The organism is Burkholderia semiarida (genome assembly GCF_029268935.1).
GTDB classification, from domain to species: Bacteria; Pseudomonadota; Gammaproteobacteria; order Burkholderiales; family Burkholderiaceae; genus Burkholderia; species Burkholderia semiarida.
Genome location: NZ_JAHLCL010000005.1, coordinates 881904 through 902605 on the forward strand (window position 1 = coordinate 881904; position 20702 = coordinate 902605).

Consider the following 20702-nt stretch of genomic DNA (forward strand, 5'->3'; position numbering starts at 1 on the left):
CGTGAAAAAATCCTGGCTCTCGGCAGGGCAAGTCCTGCTCACCCTGATCGTCGTCGTCGTGGCCGGCCTCGTGCTGTGGCGCATCATCAACTACTACATGTTCTCGCCGTGGACGCGCGACGGGCACGTGCGCGCCGACGTGATCCAGGTCGCGCCGGACGTGTCCGGTCTCATCACGTCGGTGCAGGTTGCCGACAACCAGGAGGTCAAGCGCGGCCAGGTGCTGTTCGTGATCGACCAGGCGCGCTACGCGCTCGCGGAGCGGCTCGCCGAAGCGACACTCGCGCAGCGCCGCGCGACGCTGGCGCAGGCGAAGCGCGAATACGCGCGCAACCTGCAGCTCGGCAACCTGGTCGCGAGCGAACAGGTCGAGGAAAGCCGCACGCGCGTCGAGCAGGGCGAAGCCGGCGTCGCCGATGCGCAGGTGTCGCTCGACACCGCGAAGCTGAACCTGCAGCGCACGACGATCGTCAGTCCCGTGGACGGCTACCTGAACGACCGCGCGCCGCGCGTCGGCGAATACGTGCCGGCCGGCCGCGCGGTGCTGTCGGTCGTCGATCGCCATTCGTTCCGCGTCGACGGCTACTTCGAGGAAACCAAGCTGCGCGGCATCCATATCGGCCAGCCGGTCGACATCATCGTGATGGGCGAGCCGCATGCGCTGCGCGGCCACGTGCAGAGCATCGTCGCCGCGATCGAGGATCGCGACCGCACGCAGGGCGCGAACCTGCTGCCGAACGTGAACCCGGCATTCAGCTGGGTGCGGCTCGCGCAGCGCGTGCCGGTGCGCGTCGTGCTCGACGAGGTGCCGGACGATTTCCGGATGATCGCGGGCCGCACCGCGACCGTATCGATGCGCGGCGCCGACGCGCGCCGCAACGCCGACGCGAAGCCGACGGCCGGTGCCGGCACGGCGCCCGCGGCATCCGGCGCGGCGGGAGCATCGCAATGAAGCGGCATGCCCTGCGCGTCGCGGCGACGCTCGCGCCCCTGGCGCTTGCACTCAGTGCATGCAAGTCGGTCGGCCCCGACTACACGCTGCCGCAGCAGGCGTACGTCAATGCGCCGCTCGCGAATCACGCGCTCGACGACGCGAACGGCGCGCTGGTGTCGCGCGACGCGGTGCCCGGCAACTGGTGGCAACTGTACGACGACCCGGTGCTCGACGGGCTCGTGCGCGATGCGCTGAAGTCGAACACCGACCTGCGCGTCGCCGCCGCGAACCTCGCGCGCTCGCGCGCGGCCCTGGTGGCCGCGAATGAACAGGGCGGATTCTCGGGCGGGGCGGAAGCGGCCGTGCAGCGCGCGCAGGAATCGGCCGAGCAGTACCTGCTCGAAAACAAGCTGCCGGTCGTCAACGAAGGTATGGTCGGCATCAACGTGTCGTACGAGCTCGACCTGTTCGGCAAGCTGCGGCGCGGTGTCGAAGCCGCGCGCGCGGACAGCGAGGCCGTCAAGGCGGCCGGCGACCTCGCGCGCATCACGGTCGTGGCCGACGTCGTGCGCGCCTACGTCGAAGCATGCTCGGCCGGCGACGAACTGGCGATCGCGAAGCGGTCGCTCGCGCTGCAGCAGCAACGCGTCGCGCTGTCGCAGCGGCTGCGAGATGCAGGACGCGGCAACCAGACCGACGTGACGCGCGGCGTGACGCAGGTACGCACGCTCGCCGCCGACATCCCGCGCTTCGAAGGCCGCCGCAAGATCGCGCAGTACCAGCTCGCCGCGCTGCTCGCGCGCGCGCCGGCCGACCTGCCGAAAGCCGTCACCGAATGCGAGCGCCTGCCGAAGCTGCGTCAGCCGATTCCGATCGGCGACGGCGCCGCGTTGCTGCGCCGCCGCCCCGACGTACGCGAAGCCGAGCGGCAACTCGCCGCCGCGACCGCCCGGATCGGCGTGGCGACCGCCGCGCTGTACCCGTCGGTCAGCATCGGTGCATCGGCCGGCTCCGTCGGCGTCGCCGCCGACCTGTTTTCATCCACCACGAATCGCTGGTCGTTCGGACCGCTGATCAGCTGGTCGTTCCCCGTCAACGGCCAGCGTGCGCGCGTGCGCGAAGCCGAAGCCGCGACGGGTGGCGCGCTCGCGCACTTCGACGGCGTCGTGCTGAATGCGCTGCGCGAAACGCAGTCGAGCCTCGCGACCTACGCGGCCGACGTGCAGCGCACCGATGCGCTGCGCACAGCGTACGAATCGGCCCGCAATTCCGCCGACGAAACCCATCGTCTCTATGCGGCGGGCCGCGAGTCGTTCATCTCCGATCTCGACGCGACGCGCACGTTGACGAGCGTGCGGGCGCAGGTCGCGGCGGCCGAAGGTCAGGTCGCGGCCGACCAGGTGCGGCTCTTCCTCGCGCTCGGCGGAGGTTGGGAGAGCGACGGCGCGACAGGCACCGGCTCCCGCGCCGCGACACCTGCGAGCGGCCCGTCAGCGCCGTAGCGCCAGCGCCGTCGGCCCCGTCACGCAGGTATGACGGTACACGCGGTGGCCGCGAGTTTTCGCCGGTTCGCGCCGTGGCATCCGCAGCGCGCCGCGCCCCGCGTTGACGGTACACTCGCCGATGCACTTCCATTCATCTGCCGCCGCTGCCGGCCCGGCCGCGGCACCCACCCGGAGAGTCATCATGCGAACCAGCGCCCGCAACCAGTTCGCCGGCCAGATCAGCGCCGTCAAACCCGGCGCCGTCAACGACGAAATCACGCTGCGCACGCAGGACGGCCTCGAGATCGTCGCCGTGATCACCCACGGCAGCGCGGCGTCGCTGGGCCTCGCGGTCGGCACGAACGCGTTCGCACTCGTCAAGGCGTCGTCGGTCATCGTGATGGTCGGCGTCGACAGCAGCAAGGTGTCGGCCCGCAACTGCGTCGCGGGCACCGTCGCGTCGGTCGCGAAGGGCGCGGTCAATTCGGAGGTCGTGATCAAGGTCACGAGCGGCGCGGAGATCATCGCGATCGTCACCAACGACAGCGTCGATCGTCTCGGCCTCGCGAGCGGCGCCGCCGCATCCGCGATCTTCAAGGCATCGAGCGTGATCGTCGGCGTCGAGTGATCGCGTGACGATCGCGATGGCGATTCATTGTGCGCCGCGCATGCCCGTCAAACCGCGGGCGGGTTGCCGGCGCGCGTTCCGCGCTTCCAACCTGATCCGGCCGCGCGCGGCTCGCGGCACGCGCATGCCGGCGCATGCTTCTGCAACATGCCGGCAACCGCCATGGCCGACCAATGACCGGCTTTCCGCGCTTCCCATAAACGGTCACCTTGCGCCCCCCGGCGCGCGTCGCTCACGACGCGGTCAATGCCGATGCCGGTGATGAATGTCCGGAAAATGCGCGTGGCTGTGCGCGATCGGCAGATGCACGTGCGGATGCGTGTGCGGTTCGTCGCCGTCATACGGGAAGTCGTGCGTGTGTTGGTGATGGTCGTCGTGCCGATGCCGATGCGTATGCTCGAGCCGCTCGTGCGCATGCGTGTGTTCGTGCCGTTCGCGCACATGCAGCCAGATGCCGAGCGCCATCAGCGCGGCCGCGATCCAGAACGTCGCGGGCGGCAGTGCCGGCCAGATCAGCAGCGACAGCACGACCCCGAACAGCGGTGCGATCGAAAAGTACGCGCCGGTGCGCGCGCTGCCGAGATGACGCAGCGCGACGACGAACAGCACGAGGCTGATCCCGTAGCCGCCGAGCCCCGTCAGCATCGCCGCCGCCGTGACCGGTATCGCGGGCAGCGTCGCGCCGGTCGCCAGCGCGATGCCGATGTTCACCGGCCCCGCGATCAGCCCTTTCAGGCACGCGATCACCATCGCGTCGTTCGCGGCCACCTTGCGGGTCAGGTTGTTGTCGATCGCCCAGCACAGGCATGCGCCGACGATCAGCAGCGCACCGACCGGCACACCGGCGCGGCCCGGTGTCCACGACAACAGCGCGCCGCCGGCGACGATCGCCACCATGCCGACGAACACCTGCGTATCCACGTTCTCGCGGAACACGACCCACGCGATCACAGCCGTCAGCACGCCTTCGAGATTGAGCAGCAACGCGCTCGTCGCCGCCGGCGTGGTCGACAGCCCGAGCATCAGCAAAGCCGGGCCGGCCACGCCGCCCGCCGCGATCGCGCCGGCCAGCCAACGCAGGTCCGCGCGCTGCAGCGGTGCGGCATCCGCGGTTGGCGCGCGACGGCCGTACCAGCCGTGCAACAGGATTCCGATGCCGAGCCCGACGCCACTGCCCAGATAGAAAAGGCCTGCGACCATGAACGGCGACATCGCGCCGATCAGCGCCTTGGCGAGCGGTGTCGCGGCGCCGAACAGCGTGGCGGCGGCGAGCGCGACGAAAATCGCGGAATGTCTCGGGTTCATGATCCGGTTTGAATTGACGTTGAAGAGCCCGGCTTCGCATCAGCCGGCATCGGTTATCTTTCGGGATGCAAGCCGCATGCACGCGCCGAGCGGCCGTAAACGGACGATCCAATCGCAATTATCGCGCGCCATCATGTCACGACGGCCGGATGGGACCGCACGCACGGAAATCGACGTTTCCCGTCTATCAATTCGGAAACCGAAATATATGACTGAAGCTGCAATTTGCTCGGCTGTGCAAACCGTCTACGCGGGGATATGAAAAAGGCGGTGCATCGCGCATGCGGCGACGTTCGACGGACGTTCGTTGTCCGGTCGTGTGGCTCGTTCAACGTGAGAGAGTTGCGTACCGGCAGATCGGACGCCGGTGGAGGGAGTCCCGGCCTGCCTCGGTCCAGGCAGGCCGGTCTGTCGTGTCATGCGCCGCATGCGACGGGCATGTTGGCATGTGCGGTGCAACGAGCCGCGGCGCGATGCCGATTAGTCGTTGCTGGCCGTTTGCTGTTCGACCTGCGGCGCGGCGTCGTTCTGCACCTTCGCTTCCGCTTCCACTTCGGCTTGCGCCGGCTGCGGCGCGGCAGCGCCCTCGGCCTGCTGCTCGGCCTTCGGCTGCTGCGGCGCACCCTTGGCCGATTGTGCCGCGCCCTTGCCCGGACGGCGAGCCTTCAGCCGGCGCGCCCGCGCCGCGTCGTCGTGCGTCACGCGCCCGGCTTCGTTGCCCTGCAGGTCGACGCGCACCGCGTCCTCGACAAGGCACGACCAGTAGCGGTTGCCGCGGCACCACGTCGACATCGCTTCGCGCAGTTCGGCTTCGTTGAGACCGATGGCCTGCGCCTCGCGTGCGAGATCGTCCCAGATGCCGACCTTGAGCGGTACTTTGGGGGCCGGATTCTTCGGGAATGCGCGCGGAAACTTCCGCTGCAGTTTGCCGATTGCGACGATGACCGGATCGACCGGGGCCGACGGCTTCGCCGAAGCAGGCTTCGCCCGATGCTGCGCCTGGGCGGCGGCGCCCGGCTTGGCGCCGCGAGACGGCCGGTCGCCGGACTTCGGCTTCGCGCCGGCGTCCGTCGGCGCTGTCGGCCGCTTCGCGTTGCGCTCCTGCTTGGCCTTCGCTGCGAGCTGCGCCCGCAATTCGGCAAGTTGTTCAAAACCCATAAATTCAATCCACCAGGAATATAAGGTGTGGTTCGTGCGGCCCTGCCGCGCGGCTTGCAAGCTTCGCCGCCATGCGTGCGGCCGGTCTGCCGCCGGTGCGGAACACTACGGGGCCGCATCGCGCACGTCACTCTGTTTTCAGGCACCCGGCCTCGATGCCGGACAAGGCAGGAGTGGAAGTATACCGGTACGCGGGACAGCCGGCTGACTCGCCGGTCCGCATTTGCCCGATCCAGGGTGCCGGAAATGCGTCCGCGCGGTCGTGTTGCGCATTATATGGATACGTTTCCGGATGTCACGCCATTAGAGGCCACTACCGGAAATCGGGGCCGGGGCGACATGCGATGAACGGTGTTCCGCGTGACGGATGTCGAACCGCGGCGCGTTGCGTCGCCTTCGGACATCGCGCCGCACGCCGCGCCTCGTTTGCGCCGGCATCGCTGTACGACTCGTTGCGTCCGCATCGATCGTGGCGCGGACGAAGATATCGGAAAGTGCGTAGTATGGCCAAGGCAACTTCGTTGGCGGCAGGGCGCGCGTGCTTTTCACCGCGCGCCCGATCGGCCGGGCGCGATCCCGTCGCCTGCGAAAAGGCCCGGCGACACGAGATGGAGCGAATGCATGGTTTCCCAAGACGACACGCCGCACGACGGCATCACGCGCGAGGAGATTCACCATCGGCAGATCGACATGCGCGGATATCGGCGCAGCGATGGCCTGTTCGAAGTGACGGCGTGCCTCGCGGACCGCAAGACCAGCGATTTCACGCCGCCTGGCGGCACACGGACGGTCGCGGCGCTGACGCCGCTCCATGATCTGGGCGTGACACTGGTCTTCGACATCGACATGGTCGTGCGCGCCGTATCGACGTTCATCCGTTCGCATCCGTATGCGCAGTGTCCGGGCGGCGGCGACTCGCTGCAGGCGCTCATCGGGTTGAACATCGGCGCCGGCTGGAACAGCGAGGTGCGCAAGCGCCTGCCGTCCTGCGACACGTGCACGCACCTGAAGGAATTGCTCGGGCCGATCGCCACGACGGCCTATCAGACGATGGTCGGCATGCGGCGCTCGTCGCTCGATTACCGTGACAGTGAAGGAAAGCCGCTCAAGATCGACAGTTGCTACGCATACGGCGCGTCGCGCGATCTCGTGAAACGTCTTTGGCCCGAATACCATCGATCCGCGGCAACCACAAAGGACAGTTGAAGCCTTGGCATTCGGCCGATTCGGCGTTGTTTGCGGAATCGGTATTGCGCGAATGGAGCCGATCCGACCTGTGCCGATACGGCAGATCTGCACCGCCGCATCCGTCGTCAGAAAACCCCCAGCACGAGCCCCGCGGCAAGCCCCGCACCCAGTTCGGCGCAGCGCGCAAGCTCGTCGCTGCCGATCGTCTTCGTCGCGAGAATACGCTCCGGCGTCTGCGCATGCGTGCAGACGATCAGGCCGGGCGCGACGCTCTTCAGCCGCCACCCGGTCGCGATCCGGTCGATCTGGCGCAATGCGTTCTGCCCATCGCTTCCGGCGCAGATCATCGCCGCATACGGACGGCCATTCACGCGATCGAGCGCCGCGTAATAGCAGCGATCGAAAAAGTCCTTCATCAGCCCGGACATCGCCGCAAGATTCTCGGGCGTCGCGAACAGGTACGCGTCGGCGGCCAGCACGTCGTCTGCGTTCGTCGCGTCCGCGCGCTGCAACCTGACGTCGACGCCAGGCTGCGCGCGAGCCGCATCGGCAGCCGCTTCGGCCATCTGCTGCGTGCCCCCGGTCATCGTGTGATAGACGATCAACAGCGTCTTCATGGATAGATGCTCACGTTCGGCTTCGGATGCGTCGACGATATCGCTGTTTCGGCCGGCCGCGCGGCCGTCACATGCGGGCGCCATGTTGCGTCGGTTGCCCGGATCGGCGGTTCGGCCGACGCCCCGTCGGCGCGTGCATCGGCCACGACGTCGATTTGACCGCGCCTGCGGATGCTTTCGGATGCGCGTTCAGTCTTGCGTGCGACGCGACACGGCGCCGTCGTCCGGGCGCGCGTAGTACGCGAGGAACATGTCGGCAGCCGACTCCGCGACTTTCTGTTGCTCCTGCGCCGTCAGCGGCGGCTGCCCCATCGTGATCTGCGGCCAGAACGCGAACGCCTTCACGGCGCCATGCAACTGATGCGCGGCGAACACCGGATCGGTCACCGCCAGACGGCCGGCCGCAGCCGCCGCCCGCACCCACACCGTGACGTCTTCCTCACGCTCGCCGAGGCGTTCGACCATGTCGCGGGCCCGTTCCGGCGAATGGATGGCCGCGCCGATCGCGACGCGCGCGAGCGCGAGAAAGGCCTCGTCGTTCATCAATCGCAATTTGCGGTCGAGCAGCGCAAGCAGTTGCGCGCGCAACGGCACGTCGGCGCGATAGGTCGGCGAATTGCCGGTCCGGGTCGCATCCCACAGCTTGTTCAGGATTGCAGCGAACAGCGTCTCCTTGCCCGGAAAGTGGTTGTAGACGGTGCGTTTCGACACGCCCGCGCGTGCAGCGATGCGATCCATGCTCGTCGCATCGTAGCCCGCCGCAAGAAATTCCTCGATTGCCGCATCGACGATCGCCGCGCGCTTGCGGTCGGTCAGACGCTGGGGGGGAGTACTGGTATCCATACGGAAATTTTACACCGGGCAGTTTACTTATCTCGAAAATAAACTACACTGCTCGGTGTACTTTATTCTCCGGATGAACCGACATGGCATCGCCTCTCGTTTTGATTCACCGCGTGCTGGGTTTCGCGGCCGCCCGGCGTGGCCGGACGCTGTCCGGCGGTTCGCCGCAGCACAATGGCGAGCGCTTTGCCAACGTCGCGCCGCGCCCTGCCGAAGGATTGGGCAAGACGCTGGGGATCGCGTGGAACATGCTGGTCAACAAGCCGCGCCACACCGTGCCCGCCGGCGTGCTGCCCGTCGATTCGCTGACCCGCGCCGAACTCGACGCGGCGCCCGATCGCAGCCTGTACCGCCTCGGCCATTCGACGCTGCTGCTGAAGCTGCGCGGCGAATTCTGGTTGACCGATCCGGTGTTTGCGGAGCGCGCATCGCCGTTCCGGCGCATCGGTCCGAAGCGCTTTCATGCACCGCCGATCGCGCTGGAAGATCTTCCGCCGCTGCGCGGCGTGATCCTGTCGCACGATCACTACGATCACCTCGACCGCGACACGGTGCTCGCGCTGGCCGCAACCACCGGCGTGTTCGTGACGACGCTCGGTGTCGGCGATCGGCTGATCGAATGGGGTATCGACGCGACCAAGGTCCGCCAGCTCGACTGGTGGCAAAGCATCGACGTAGCGGGCCTGACGCTGACGGCGGCCCCCGCCCAGCACTTCTCCGGGCGCAGCCTGTTCGACGGCAACAGTACGCTGTGGGCGTCGTGGGTGATCGTCGACGACGATCTGCGCCTGTTCTTCAGCGGCGATACCGGCTATTTCGACGGCTTCCACGAGATCGGCGAGCGCCTGGGGCCGTTCGACGTCACGCTGATCGAAACGGGCGCCTATGATGCGCAATGGCCGTACGTGCACATGCAACCGGAAGAAACCGTGCAGGCGCACATCGATTTGCGCGGACGCTGGCTGATCCCGATCCACAACGGCACGTTCGACCTCGCGATGCATCGCTGGCAGGAACCGTTCGAGCGCGTCACGGCGCTGGCGCTCGTGCGCGGCATCGAGCTGTCGACACCGAGGATGGGCGAACGCGTCGATCTCGATGCCCCGCATCGTGGCGAACGCTGGTGGCGCACGGTCGACGAGCGCGCGGCAGCGCCGGCGGCGAAATCGCGACGCTGGCAGCTTTGCGCATCAGAGGCGACGAAGTAGTTTGCCAGTCCCGGCACGTGCCTTCCGGAAGCGGGCCGTCGGACCTATCCGCGATTCCGGGCGGTGCACTCGTTGCCAGCCGCCCCTGCACGTCGACTGCCAGCCCGTCGACCCGATTACCTCAATAGAGAAGATGCATCCGGTACCCCTCCGATACCTGCCCGCCCAACGAGACGACGCCGCCACCATCGCGGCGCTCGACCAGGCAAGCCACCGTTCGACCGGCCGCAGCCGCGAGAACGAACTGCGACAGATGCTCGCGGAGCGCGTCGCGAGATGGACCGATGGTGTCGATCATCTCAAAACGGCCATTCCCAATCTGAGCTTTCATCGACGGGAAGCGCCGACGCAGCCGATGGAGTGCATGGTCGAGCCGAGCTTCGGCCTCGTCGTTCAGGGCGCGAAGCGGGTCATGCAGTGCGGGGATGCGTACCTCTACGACGCCGATCGCTTTCTGATTACATCTCTCGATCTGCCCGGTTCGACGCAAATCATCGAGGCCAGCCCCGGCAAACCGTTTCTCGGGCTCGGCCTGAAGCTGGATTTCCGCGTGATGGCCGAACTGATGATGCAAGTCGCGCCGGTTCACGACGATGTACCAGCAGGCCGCGGACTCGTCGTCGGCGACATGACTGAACCGCTGTACGACGCGCTCAACCGGTTAGTCGCGCTGCTGGACGACCCGAACGCCATTGCCGTCCTCGCACCGTACATCGAGCGGGAAATCTACTATCGGCTGCTGACGAGTGACCAAGGCGCCCGCCTGCGCCAGATCGCCTCCACCGGCAGCCAGTGCAACCGCGTGTCACGCGCGATCCGGTGGTTGCGTGCTCACTATGACGAGTCGTTGCGCGTCGATGATCTCGCGGCACAGGTTCAGATGAGCAGTTCGACCTTCCACCACCACTTCCGTCAACTCACCGGCATGAGTCCGCTGCAGTATCAGAAATGGATACGGCTGAACGAGGCTCGCCGGCTAATGCTGGCGGAGCGGCTCGATGCTGCGTCGGCAGCATTCAGGGTCGGGTATGCGAGCCCGACTCAATTCAACCGCGAATACAGTCGGCTGTTCGGTAATTCTCCACGAAGGGATATCGACAGCCTGCGAGGTAGAGCGGATGTCGCTTTGTCTATCGTCGCGAGTTATTGAGCGCGAGGGGTGGTGGTCGATATGTGCCAACTTTGACGGCATTCATAACGTGCGGGATTAGGTTCTCGCATACGACGTCGATTGGGCTCACGCTGTTCCGAAGACTACGTTGCACCGACCATGCTCGGGACTCCTCCCGCACATTTCCGACGCCGGCTTCCTCTCGTAATGCTCCGTGACTCCGTAAATAGGCGCCCCACACATGCGTTGTCACGTGACAACTGACGCAAAATGTCGGTGTACCTTGCGCCGAATGGGCGGCACGTGACTCAGCAGGCGCGGACTCGCCCGCATAGCGAGGACCTACGGTGCATAGCTCGCCCTTATTCGTATAAAACACTACAAATTACGTGTTATATATGACAAATTGGACAGCGATCCTCCCGACTTTCGATATCGGCGCTCGAAAAAGGTATGCGCCCCCATTTCCTGGGATCAACGCGGTCATTTTTCGTGAAACAACGTGAAGAAGGCAGCGCAAGTCGTTGCTACATAAGGGTTTCCAGCCGACGTCGATTTTCTGGGAATGTTTCACGACCCGACCCGTTTGGATTCGGCACAGGCATTCGACGCATGGATTCGGCATCAATTGCGGTGCATACGTCCGGTAATTGCAGATGGGTTGAGCCCTTCAGTGGGACGCATGCCTCGGAGCCCGCCCTGCCCTATCGGCGACTACGAGAGGCCATGCAAAGCTGTATGTCTCTTGATAAATGGGGACACATCAACCTCGCTACGATATCTGGGTACGCCTCAGCAGTCGCTCGCCGGTATTGCGTCAGTACGTGCGCACACGGGCGACGTATGGAAGCGGGCGGCCAGCGGATCAAATCCGGGACTCGCCATCTCCAACTGTCCCGTTGAAATGCCAACGGGACTCTTTACTTCCCACCGTTTCCTGTCGCTCAAACTTCGGGGCTCTGCTTCCGGTTGTCACGTGACAACTCACCTTCGATTCACGGATCTGTTGACGAACCGAAAGCTATCGTCCACGCCTGTCTTCCCGAGCAATATGTCTCTTAGGCCGTGTAGCATCGACCCATTTCAACGGTCTTGACGATGCCAAGGTATCCGCGGGCCCGCTTGGCGCTGTTTGTCACGTGACAACTCGTCCCTCTGCCACATAAGCATACGTACTCACAGGCTGGCGCCTCTGTAAATTTATTGAAGTGATTTCTTCGCAGCCAACGTCGCAATCGCATCGAAGGCTTCCGCGCGCCGTACATTCCGGGAAGCGTCGATATCCGGAGACTTGTCACGTGACAACCGGCTGTTTTCGCGATGCCAACGACGATGCCCGCGCGACCGCGCCGATCAGCGTCTATCAACGGCACGAAGTCGTATCAAGTTTCGAGTGAAACCAAAGCACGATGAGGCACCCGGCCTTCGCCCAACCGGGTTCGTTATGGCGCCAAAGAAAAATCCAGTTTTTCACTTCGGCGTTCTTTTTTGCAACCGTGATGGCGTGTTTTTTACGAATCGATGGTTTAGCAACGCCTGGCCGTTCGGCCTATTTGTCACGTAACAACCACAGCGATCAATAAAACGTTCGTGATATTGAACGCATTTCTGGACATTCTGCAAATAACTGCATATATTACGCAAAACTCCTTGGAGGAATTTAATGGCTTTCAAGATCGCCGTCAGTAATCAAAAAGGTGGGACGGGAAAGACGACCATCTCCGTCAACATCGCGGCTGCGTTCGAAGCCGGTGGCAACAAGGTTGCGTTGATCGATGCCGACCCTCAGGGCACTTCCGTCCGTTGGGTCACGAGCGGCGAGAACACGCTGCCGATGACGGTGCTTTCGCTGGCTCCCGCCGGCCGCGGCATCGGCGGCGAGATCAAGAAGCAGGACGCGAACTTCGACGTGATCGTCGTCGACTGTCCCGGCAACCTCGAAGACCCTCGTATCGCCTCCGTCCTCGAAGTGGCGGATTTCTGCCTGGTGCCGCTTTCGCCGTCACCGGCCGATCTGTACAGCACCGTCGCGATGATCCGCATGATCGAGTCGATGCGCGCCGTTCGAAATCCTCAACTTTCTTCCGCATTAATGCTGAATAGCGTTAATGGAAAAACTAAAATGCGTGAAGAAATTTTAAAAATTTTAAGGGCAGAAGAAATAGGGGAGCATCTGCTCGACAGCCAGATCGCGCAACGCGAGGTCTATCGTCAGACGTTCGCGCTCGGCACTACGATCCATCACCACAATCGATACCTGAAGGGCCTGAAGGAAGCCCGCGCGGAAATCGAAAAGCTGGTCACGGAGATGGCCCAATACATCGCGTCGACGCGCGCTACCGGAGCCGCCCATGGCTAAGGACACCTCGAAAGACAAGAAGCCGACCGGCAACCTGCATCTGGCGGCCGGCCTGTTGCGCGGACTCGCGCAGGAAAATGCGGCGCTCGAAACGCGGCTGCCCGAGCCGGCGGCCGCACCGGTTGCCGTCGCCGAAGCCGCGCCCGCCGGTACCCCGGCCGCGACCACGCCCGCCGGTACGCCCGATCTGGGCGCGCCGCAGAAGGTGCTGGTGAAGGACTGCATCCCGAACCCGTTCAACCCGCGCGTGTTCTACTCGGAATCGAGCCTGCACGAGCTTGCCTTGACGTTGAAACGGGAAGGGCAGATCGAGCCGATCAAGGTCACACGGCTCCCCGAGTTTCCCGGCAAGCTCGTCGTGATCGACGGGCAACGCCGGCTGCGCGCGACGAGCATCAACGGCGACGAGACGATCAATGCGACGTTCCGCACGGATCACACGCCCGAGCAGCTCTATACGATCGCGTATCGGGCGAACCACGACCACGAACGCCAGACGATCTTCGACGATGCGGTCGCGTGGAAACGTCTCCTCGACGAGAAGGTCTTTGCCGACCAGAACACGCTGGCGGAGAAAATCGGCAAGGACAAGGCGTCGATCAGCAAGACGCTGTCGCTGAACGCGCTGCCGAACACGCTGCTGGAGCGGATGGCCAGTGCCAACGACGTGGTCGGCCTGCAGGCGGCGTACTTCCTGAAGCTGATCTTCGAACGCCTGGGCGAGGCGACGGCCGACCGGCTGCTGACGGCCGTGATCGAACGGAAGAAATCCGTCCGCGATCTCGAGAATTTCCTGCGTGCGCAGAGCGACGGCGCCAAGAAGGCCGGCCGCACGCGCTACAGCGTTCGTCATGATTTTGCGCTCGAATCGCGCGCGATCGGCCAGTTGAAGACTTATCCGGACGGGCGCCTCGATCTGCAGCTCAAGGGCGTCGACGCATCCCACCAGGAAGCGCTCGCCGACAAGCTCAAGACCGTCATCGACGCGTACGTCGCCGAGCTGGCGGCAACGGCAAAGTAACGCGCCCCCGGCAAAAGGCCTCGCCCCGCGCGCTGCGTCGCGAAGCCGGACCGCAACACGGCCCGGTGCACGGCGCGCACGATGGCGAGGCCTCGTTCAGTTGCCCGCGAGGCTGCTTTTCAGCAGGAATTCCAGCAGGTCGTCCGAGGTAGGCTCGCCCCACGTATCGAGCGCCAGCCATCGGAAGAAGCTCGTCTGCGCAAGCTTGCTCGCCTTCTTCTTCGGCGACAGCGTCAGGTCCTTCGAACCCGCCACCGTCTCGTTGTAACGCTCGATCAGCTTGGTCTGGTCGTCGATCTCCAGCTCGCGGAAATACGCGCCGGCTTCCTCGACCTTCGCCGCCAGATACTTGTCGCGAATCTGTTCCTGCTTGCTCTGCGCGGATTCCTTCGCCGGTGCGGCCGCTTCGGTTCCCTGCCCGTCGGCCAGCGTGTAACCGTGCGTCAGCGCCTTGCGGAAATACGCGGCGACGTTGTCGACCGGCGCCGCATTCTTCTTCGTGGTTCGATTGAGCGTATAGGCGATCGCCGCCTTGATGCGCTGCACGCCGTATTGCGTGATCAGCCGGCGCGCTTCCGAGCGCGGAATGCCGAACTTCGCGACTTCCTCGACCAGCGCTTCATTCTTGACGTCGCCTTCTTCGACCGTATCGGTGCTCTGCTTGCGCGTTACCTTGAACTGCACGGCTTCCACGCTGCGGCCGGATTTGTGTTCGATCAGCTCGAGCGTGTGGTCCGATACTTCGTTCACCTCCTGAATGCACGGCACCAGCACCTTGCTCTTGAACAGCTTGTACTCCTTGTACGACTGAGACGCCTTGTCCTGGCCGAGAATCAGGTCACGGAATTTCGGCAGAGGAATCTTCGCGGTGATGCCGATCCCTTCGTAGCGCACCGTGTTTTCCCATAGCGCAAGCGAGTGCGACCGCCGGAACTCGCGAGCGATCCGCATATCGATCAGCGCGTAGATCTCGGGGTTGAGCAGTTCGCTGCGAATCTGGTCGGAGAAGCTGTACTTCAGCACCGATTGCTCGAGTTCGGCGCCGGCGAGCAGGCCTGACGCTTTCCAGACCGTCGAACGGTCCGCGGCCAGGTAGTCCCAGTTGACGACGGTGCTGATCAGCGAGTTGACCGTGTCCTTCACGTACTTCGTGTTGTTGCTGTTCAGCCCGCTCTCGTGCGACAGCGACGCGATCGAGATCGAGAAACTCGTCCGGCCCGGCTCGAACGCCTCCTGCCGAAGCGCGTTCTTGATCAGCGAGCTGAACATCTTGCGCTGCTGCAGGCCGATCTTTCCCGACTTCGGCGCGATATGAATCGCCTGGACCGCCTTGCGCAGCAAGTCGGGTGGCTCGGGGGTCTGAAACAGCGAAACCTGTTTGTCTGAGCCTTTGCTTGCGGGCTTGCGCGGCATCGTGGTGTCCGGGTAAGGTTGCCTTATTGAAAGCGGACTTTATACCTTTTCGCGCGACGGAGCAACGTCCTTGCTCCAGCATCACTTTCACTATCCCGCCTAAGCATCAGATAACAAAGGAAAAATTTCAATTGATAGACTTGCGCAGCGCCCCATATCCGTCTACCTTTTGATCAAAATTCCTCCCAAAAGCCGCTACCTTTCCTGTCGGCACCGGCAAGCCCGGCACAAGATTTGCCACGGCGAAGGTAGCCATCCATGGGGGCAAATGAGCGGAATCGAGATCGTCGGGAGGATTCGTGGTGCCCCGCAGCACCACCGCTGTTTTCTCCCATAGCTTGCTACCTTCATCGATTCCCATAGGAGGGTACCTGTCAGCATCCTCGATAGTCTTGCTGTTTGTCCCGAAGGTGGAAATCGCCCCCATAAATGGCAACCATTCCGTTTCCCCATAAAAGGTAACCTGTGTACGGTATTGGTCCTGTCTATGGGAAGGCTTCGTGGAACCGACGGGCGCTAGACAGCGAATTGACTCCGAAGGGCTCCCATAAACGGGTACCTTCGAGATTCCCCATAACCGGCTACCCGAAGGAAATCGCCGTGCACATATCCGACTACCGGCCGAGAAAAGAACCCCATAAAAAGCTACCTTCACGTGTTCCCATAGACGGCTACCCAACGAGATGGATGGTCGATTTCCCATAACCGGATACGTTCGCCCCATATCCACAACCCTGATTCCCCACAACGCGGTACCCCAAACCCCAAATCCACAGACCTGAAACCCCAAACCCTTCCACCTGTGGTCCCATAAATGGGTACCGAACACGGCTCAAACCCTTGCCAGATAAGGCTGTGAGCCGTCTAAAAGTAGTTAAAGAAGTAAACGTGGTTTACCAAAGATGTAAACACACGTGTGCTTGCACAAAAAAACGAACCCCATAAACCGCTACCAATGGGAGCCGTCTGTGGGACGCGAGGCCCTTCAACCACTCGGTCCACGCCGCTCGGTCCTGTTCAAGGCGCCGTTTCTGGGAGGCTTCAGGCCTGACAATGCATTCCGAGGAGGTAAGCGCCCACTCACAAACCGCGAAACGTAGAAACTTATGGGAAGAAATCCTCGGATTCGGCAGAGAGGTTCCCGTTTATGGGACCCCGAAACCTGTCCCGTGGCAGCCCGCCATCTGCGCTGGACCGCCGGAACGGATGCCGTCACTTTCCCCACAGCAGTTCGAAATCATCCTGCACCGCCACGGGCGTGGTTTTTTGTCCTCGTGCTGCCTCGTCCGTGGACAAGTTTTTTGTCGCGCGCATGGGACGCCACTCGCCAAATTTAGCCCGTGGACTGTGCGGGAGGGACCGGCGCCGGACCGCTTTTCTTCCGTGCGCCCCGTCCGTTTTTCTACCTTTGGAGCCGGGCACCGTGCGGGACCCGTCACAGGCAGGGAAAGACTCGTGCCACGGCATGAACTCGGGCCCGGCGCCAAAATGCCGCGCACGGATTCCCCGTGCCTGGGACGATCTCGGCGGAATTCATCGAGAGCGCCCGAGCGAATGTGAACACTTCATCGATGCCGAAGCTCACCGCAATCGAATTGGCCCACTGCTCCCGAACCTGCTCACCTTCCAAAGAACCTGGAATCCCGTAAAAGCTCACCGATCGGGCGGAGCACAGGTATAAGCAGGCTGTGCGGATCGCTGCTCCGTGCAGATAAGGAACCATTGATGGGAGCAATCAGAAACGATCGGCATCCATGCGCTGCGCCCGACGCGTCGACACGCACGGTCGCCCGAACGGACAAGTCTCCACCGCCATGCGCGCATTTACCCGACAAGCGTTGCTCGTTCATATCGGGTTCCCGTGCATTCCTGCAATCAGTCGGACCGACGTCTTCGCCGTTCACGCAACCCCACCTTTCCCGTCAGACCTGCCAATCGACGAAGCGTCTTGCCTCCACAGGTACTTTCTGCATCACGATGCCGCGAAGCGTGCGGGACCCATTACCGCCCACCGCAACGACGCACCATAGTCGTCTCGATCGCCGACGAACCGAATCGTGGTCGTTTATGGGAGAAACCGCCGCTCGAGCCGCATCGCCCGCTGATGCGACGTACGGATCGACTGCTGTTGCGGTGATCGAGCAAGCACGACGATCTTCACGTCGCGCATGCGCGCATCGATATCACCACCGGTGAAACGGCCGTCGGCGCGTCGCGCCGTATCGCATACGACTCCTCCCGTCACCGACCGCGGAAACCGTGTTGTCTCCCATACGTGTATCCCGATTCCGTCGTCACGTTCGCGCCACATTTTTTGCGACACGGTTATGATGCACAGGTCCTGATCGCGACATGACGATCGATCAGGGCGGGGGCGGTATCTCGATGGTCTTTCAAACCGTGATAGTTATCAAAAAAGAGAGTTCAGCGATGCGAATCCAGATCAGAAAACTCACGTTGGCAGCTACTGCAGCCGCTTTCCTGTTCGGCTCGGCGGTTCCTGCGTTTGCGCAGACCGATGCTGCCAGCGCGCCGGCTGCACAGGACGCGAAGGCAGCGAAGAGCGAAGCGCGCAAGGCGGCCAGGGCTAAACGCAAAGCCGAGCGCAAGGCCGCGCGTGCGAAGAACAACGCCGAACTGAAGAAACTCGAAGACGCCGGCTACAAGCCGGCGGCCAACGATCCGAACTATCCGCAGAACCTGCAGAACGCGGAGAAGAAGGCCGCAGGTGCGGCAAGCCAGTAAGCGTCGTTCGGCGGCAAGCCGCGGTTCGATCCGCGGCTTGCCGCGTGCATCGCGATCACGCGATGCGTGAAGGCAAGAACGTTCGGCAGGTTTATTCCATTTAATTCGGAATCCTGTATGTCGTGACGATGCACGCCCCGCGGGCGGGTGCGATCAATCCTGCCCGTCCGACGCAGTCGCGCTTCCCGCCACCTTCAGCCAGTCCTTGAACGCGCGTACGGCGTCGTCATCCGCTCGCGCGGACGCCACATACGTGAAGTAGCGCCACGGCGGCAGCGCAGGTTCGCTGAACGGCTGCACGAGCCGGCCTTCGGCGATGTCGTCGGCGACGAGCGCGATCGGCCCCATCGCGACGCCGAGCCCGTCGAGCGCGCCTTGCAACGTCAGGTAGAAATGCTCGAGCGTGAGCGAGTGCCGCGGGACGAGATTCGGATGCCCGGCGGCCGCGAACCATTCCGGCCACATGCCCGGATAGGTCGCCGCGTGCAGCAGTGTGAAGCCGGCGAGATCGGCGGGCGTATCCAGCGACCGGCCCTCCAGCAGCTTCGGTGCACACACCGGCAGCCGGACTTCGGACAGGAATTCCTCCGCGACGTATCCGTCGACGGCCTGCGGGCCGCCGCGAACGATCAGGTCGACCTTGTCGCGCAACTTTTCGATCGGCTCGTTCGACGTCGACAGCCGCACCTCGATGGCCGGATGCGCGACCTGGAACGACGACAGCTTCGGGACGAGCCAGCGCAGCGAGAACGTCGCAGGCGCGCTGACGCGCAACACGCGCTGCTGCGCGTGGCCGAAATGCTGCGCGGTGGCGAGCGCGATCCGGTCGAACGATGCGCCGACCTCGGCGAGGTACGCGCGTCCGGACGCAGTCAGTTCGACGCGCCGGTTGTGGCGTTCGAACAGCGGCCGCCCGAGCCACGCTTCAAGTTGCTGCACGTGCCGGCTGATCGCGCCGTGCGTCACGCACAGCTCGTCGGCAGCCTGGGTGAAGGTGCCGAGCCGCGCGGCGGCCTCGAACGCGCGCAGCGAATTCAACGGAGGGAGTCGTCGGGCCATTGCATCGTTTCGTGTGATATTTACTCACACGATGGTTGAGGTTTAATCGTTTGATCGTGTGTTCCTGCTGCGCCAATATGGCACACAAACGGCCGATTCGGCCGAACGAGTGTCTGAATTTCTCACATGGAGTGCGGAGCATGCCGAACGTGGTGGTCGTGGGCGCCCAATGGGGTGACGAAGGCAAGGGGCGCGTCGTGGACTGGCTGGCGGCACAGGCCGATCTCGTCGCACGCTACAACGGCGGCCACAACGCGGGGCACACGCTCGTCGTGGACGGCAACACGTACAAGCTCGCGCTGCTGCCGAGCGGTATCGTGCGCGGCAAGCGCGGCGTGATCGGCAACGGCGTGGCGCTTGACCCCGAAGCGCTGCTCGCGGAAATCGGGCGGATGGCCGCGCTCGGGCTGCCGGTGACGCCGGAGAACCTGTCGATCGCGGAGAACGCGACGCTGGTGCTGCCGATTCACCGTGCGATCGACCAGGCGCAGGAGCGGCTGCGCCGCGAACCCATCGGCACCACGTTGCGCGGAATCGGGCCGGCCTACGAGGACAAGGTCGGGCGTCGCGGGCTGCGCGTCGGCGATCTCGCGGAACCGCACGGGCTCGCCGCCAGGCTCGACGTGCTGGTCGATCATCACAACGCGTGGTTCCGCGGCCTGGGGCTCGACGAGTACGATCGCGACGCGATGCTGGCGACACTCGTTGCGCTCGCACCGAAGATCTTGCCGTTCGTGCGTCCGGTCTGGGCCGACCTCAACGACGCGACTGACCGCGGCGAGCGCATTCTGTTCGAGGGTTCGCAGGCCGTGATGCTGGACATCGACTGGGGCACGTATCCGTTCGTGACGTCGTCGGGCACCGTGGCGTCGGCCGCGGCGGCGGGCACCGGGCTCGGTGCGGCGAAGCTCGGCCACGTGCTGGGTGTCACGAAGGCGTATGCGACGCGGGTCGGCGGCGGCCCGTTCCTCACCGAGCTGACCGACGCCACCGGCGAAACGCTGCGCGCGCGTGGACAGGAGTTCGGCGTCAACACGGGCCGGCCGCGCCGCTGCGGATGGCTCGACGCCGCGCAACTGCGCCAGGCCGTCAGGATTTCGGGCATCGATTCGCTGGCGCTCACCAAGCTCGACGTGCTCGACGGTTTCGAATCGATCGAGCTGTGCGTCGGTTACGAATTCGGCGGCGCGCGCGTCGACCATCTGCCCGCGAGCCTCGATGCGCAGTCGCGCGCGAAGCCGCTCTACGAACGGTTCGAAGGCTGGCAAGGCTCCGTGAAGGGTGTGCGCGAGCGTGCGGCGCTGCCGCGGGCCGCGCGGGATTTCGTCGCGCGCATCGAGGCCGTGGCGGGTGCGCCGGTGTCGATGATCACGACCGGCGCGGAGCGCGACGACACGATCGTGTTGCGCAATCCGTTCGATGCGGCGGGCGCTGCGTAACGCGCGAGATGCGAACGGCGTCAATCGAGCGGCTGGCGGCATGACGGTTTGCGGGTCGTTTTCGGCGGCCGATGCCGTTGGCCCGTCGGTACGTCCGATACGCCTGTATGCACGGTCCCGATGCCGTCCGGCGAGCCGCCCGGCAGCACGATTCGGCAGCCGGATCACGCCGCCTACGACGAACTGGACA

General features: G+C 64.2%; 17 protein-coding genes. 10 read left to right on the plus strand and 7 right to left on the minus strand.

Translation table 11 applies throughout. From position 1 onward, the window contains the following. Position 1: 1 nt before the first annotated feature. The 3 genes from KPB06_RS10785 to KPB06_RS10795 all read left to right on the plus strand — a co-directional run bounded on the left by KPB06_RS10785 (position 2) and on the right by KPB06_RS10795 (position 3046). A complete protein-coding gene (locus KPB06_RS10785; RefSeq protein ID WP_059579517.1) occupies positions 2-952 on the plus strand; it encodes an efflux RND transporter periplasmic adaptor subunit in 951 nt (316 codons plus the stop codon). Next, on the plus strand, positions 949-2436 hold the full coding sequence (locus KPB06_RS10790; RefSeq protein ID WP_059579520.1) for an efflux transporter outer membrane subunit: 1488 nt from the start codon (positions 949-951) through the stop codon (positions 2434-2436). The genes KPB06_RS10785 and KPB06_RS10790 overlap by 4 nt, the downstream gene beginning before the upstream one ends. Before the next feature lie 184 nt (positions 2437-2620). Next, positions 2621-3046, plus strand: coding sequence for a TOBE domain-containing protein (locus tag KPB06_RS10795; RefSeq protein WP_059579522.1), 426 nt, complete (start codon positions 2621-2623; stop codon positions 3044-3046). 243 nt (positions 3047-3289) lie between these two features. On the opposite strand, the gene KPB06_RS10800 is transcribed toward KPB06_RS10795, so the two are convergent. Continuing rightward, the gene (locus KPB06_RS10800; RefSeq protein WP_059579523.1) at positions 3290-4351 is read right to left on the minus strand and encodes a DMT family transporter; all 1062 of its coding nucleotides are present in this window, start codon (positions 4349-4351) and stop codon (positions 3290-3292) included. A 480-nt stretch (positions 4352-4831) separates the two neighbouring features. Further along, positions 4832-5509 carry a ProQ/FinO family protein gene (locus KPB06_RS10805; RefSeq protein ID WP_059579526.1) on the minus strand — a complete coding sequence of 226 codons (678 nt, stop codon included), beginning with the start codon at positions 5507-5509 and terminating at the stop codon, positions 4832-4834. 621 nt (positions 5510-6130) lie between these two features. Here KPB06_RS10805 and KPB06_RS10810 point away from each other — a divergent pair. Further along, positions 6131-6715, plus strand: coding sequence for a DUF2889 domain-containing protein (locus KPB06_RS10810; protein WP_059898153.1), 585 nt, complete (start codon positions 6131-6133; stop codon positions 6713-6715). 107 nt (positions 6716-6822) lie between these two features. Here the strand turns inward: KPB06_RS10810 and KPB06_RS10815 are convergent, their stop codons facing one another. Both KPB06_RS10815 and KPB06_RS10820 read right to left on the minus strand, forming a co-directional pair. Continuing rightward, entirely contained in the window at positions 6823-7314 is a 492-nt protein-coding gene (locus KPB06_RS10815) for a flavodoxin family protein (RefSeq protein ID WP_059579532.1), read from the minus strand. Positions 7315-7503: 189 nt separating this feature from the next. Then, entirely contained in the window at positions 7504-8157 is a 654-nt protein-coding gene (locus KPB06_RS10820) for a TetR/AcrR family transcriptional regulator (RefSeq protein WP_059579536.1), read from the minus strand. 83 nt (positions 8158-8240) lie between these two features. Between KPB06_RS10820 and KPB06_RS10825 the strand changes: the two genes are divergently transcribed. The 4 genes from KPB06_RS10825 (at position 8241) to KPB06_RS10840 (ending at position 13856) form a co-directional block, all read left to right on the plus strand. Further along, entirely contained in the window at positions 8241-9365 is a 1125-nt protein-coding gene (locus tag KPB06_RS10825; RefSeq protein ID WP_059579538.1) for an MBL fold metallo-hydrolase, read from the plus strand. A 133-nt stretch (positions 9366-9498) separates the two neighbouring features. Beyond that, positions 9499-10515, plus strand: coding sequence for an AraC family transcriptional regulator (locus tag KPB06_RS10830; protein ID WP_059579541.1), 1017 nt, complete (start codon positions 9499-9501; stop codon positions 10513-10515). A gap of 1624 nt (positions 10516-12139) precedes the next feature. Continuing rightward, positions 12140-12835, plus strand: coding sequence for a ParA family protein (locus KPB06_RS10835; protein ID WP_006497839.1), 696 nt, complete (start codon positions 12140-12142; stop codon positions 12833-12835). Further along, positions 12828-13856 carry a ParB/RepB/Spo0J family partition protein gene (locus KPB06_RS10840; RefSeq protein ID WP_059579544.1) on the plus strand — a complete coding sequence of 343 codons (1029 nt, stop codon included), beginning with the start codon at positions 12828-12830 and terminating at the stop codon, positions 13854-13856. Before KPB06_RS10835 ends, KPB06_RS10840 begins: the two co-directional genes overlap by 8 nt. Positions 13857-13952: 96 nt before the next feature. On the opposite strand, the gene KPB06_RS10845 is transcribed toward KPB06_RS10840, so the two are convergent. Together KPB06_RS10845 and KPB06_RS10850 are read right to left on the minus strand one after the other, a co-directional pair. Next, a complete protein-coding gene (locus KPB06_RS10845; RefSeq protein ID WP_059579547.1) occupies positions 13953-15269 on the minus strand; it encodes a replication initiation protein in 1317 nt (438 codons plus the stop codon). A gap of 127 nt (positions 15270-15396) precedes the next feature. Further along, on the minus strand, positions 15397-15630 hold the full coding sequence (locus tag KPB06_RS10850) for a hypothetical protein (RefSeq protein ID WP_124659385.1): 234 nt from the start codon (positions 15628-15630) through the stop codon (positions 15397-15399). A 2069-nt stretch (positions 15631-17699) separates the two neighbouring features. Here KPB06_RS10850 and KPB06_RS10855 point away from each other — a divergent pair. Next, positions 17700-18014 (plus strand): hypothetical protein, encoded by a 315-nt coding sequence (locus KPB06_RS10855; protein ID WP_059579550.1) that lies wholly within the window; start codon positions 17700-17702, stop codon positions 18012-18014. A 153-nt stretch (positions 18015-18167) separates the two neighbouring features. Here KPB06_RS10855 and gcvA read toward each other — a convergent pair whose 3' ends face one another. Beyond that, positions 18168-19073: a transcriptional regulator GcvA gene (gene gcvA / locus KPB06_RS10860; protein ID WP_059579552.1), complete on the minus strand. Its 906-nt coding sequence runs from the start codon at positions 19071-19073 to the stop codon at positions 18168-18170. 140 nt (positions 19074-19213) lie between these two features. Between gcvA and KPB06_RS10865 the strand changes: the two genes are divergently transcribed. Next, complete coding sequence (locus tag KPB06_RS10865; RefSeq protein WP_059579555.1) at positions 19214-20512, plus strand: adenylosuccinate synthase; 1299 nt, start codon at positions 19214-19216, stop codon at positions 20510-20512. Positions 20513-20702: the final 190 nt, after the last annotated feature.

Excerpts from the sequence above, each read along its gene's own strand:
- KPB06_RS10830 (WP_059579541.1), top strand. The coding sequence starts at position 9,499 with ATGCATCCGGTACCCCTCCGATACCTGCCCGCCCAACGAGACGACGCC.
- gcvA (WP_059579552.1), bottom strand. The coding sequence starts at position 19,073 with ATGGCCCGACGACTCCCTCCGTTGAATTCGCTGCGCGCGTTCGAGGCC.
- KPB06_RS10815 (WP_059579532.1), bottom strand. The coding sequence starts at position 7,314 with ATGAAGACGCTGTTGATCGTCTATCACACGATGACCGGGGGCACGCAG.
- KPB06_RS10845 (WP_059579547.1), bottom strand. The coding sequence starts at position 15,269 with ATGCCGCGCAAGCCCGCAAGCAAAGGCTCAGACAAACAGGTTTCGCTG.
- KPB06_RS10790 (WP_059579520.1), top strand. The coding sequence starts at position 949 with ATGAAGCGGCATGCCCTGCGCGTCGCGGCGACGCTCGCGCCCCTGGCG.
- KPB06_RS10820 (WP_059579536.1), bottom strand. The coding sequence starts at position 8,157 with ATGGATACCAGTACTCCCCCCCAGCGTCTGACCGACCGCAAGCGCGCG.
- KPB06_RS10865 (WP_059579555.1), top strand. The coding sequence starts at position 19,214 with ATGCCGAACGTGGTGGTCGTGGGCGCCCAATGGGGTGACGAAGGCAAG.
- KPB06_RS10810 (WP_059898153.1), top strand. The coding sequence starts at position 6,131 with ATGGTTTCCCAAGACGACACGCCGCACGACGGCATCACGCGCGAGGAG.
- KPB06_RS10805 (WP_059579526.1), bottom strand. The coding sequence starts at position 5,509 with ATGGGTTTTGAACAACTTGCCGAATTGCGGGCGCAGCTCGCAGCGAAG.
- KPB06_RS10855 (WP_059579550.1), top strand. The coding sequence starts at position 17,700 with ATGCGAATCCAGATCAGAAAACTCACGTTGGCAGCTACTGCAGCCGCT.
- KPB06_RS10840 (WP_059579544.1), top strand. The coding sequence starts at position 12,828 with ATGGCTAAGGACACCTCGAAAGACAAGAAGCCGACCGGCAACCTGCAT.
- KPB06_RS10825 (WP_059579538.1), top strand. The coding sequence starts at position 8,241 with ATGGCATCGCCTCTCGTTTTGATTCACCGCGTGCTGGGTTTCGCGGCC.
- KPB06_RS10800 (WP_059579523.1), bottom strand. The coding sequence starts at position 4,351 with ATGAACCCGAGACATTCCGCGATTTTCGTCGCGCTCGCCGCCGCCACG.
- KPB06_RS10835 (WP_006497839.1), top strand. The coding sequence starts at position 12,140 with ATGGCTTTCAAGATCGCCGTCAGTAATCAAAAAGGTGGGACGGGAAAG.
- KPB06_RS10795 (WP_059579522.1), top strand. The coding sequence starts at position 2,621 with ATGCGAACCAGCGCCCGCAACCAGTTCGCCGGCCAGATCAGCGCCGTC.
- KPB06_RS10850 (WP_124659385.1), bottom strand. The coding sequence starts at position 15,630 with ATGGGAATCGATGAAGGTAGCAAGCTATGGGAGAAAACAGCGGTGGTG.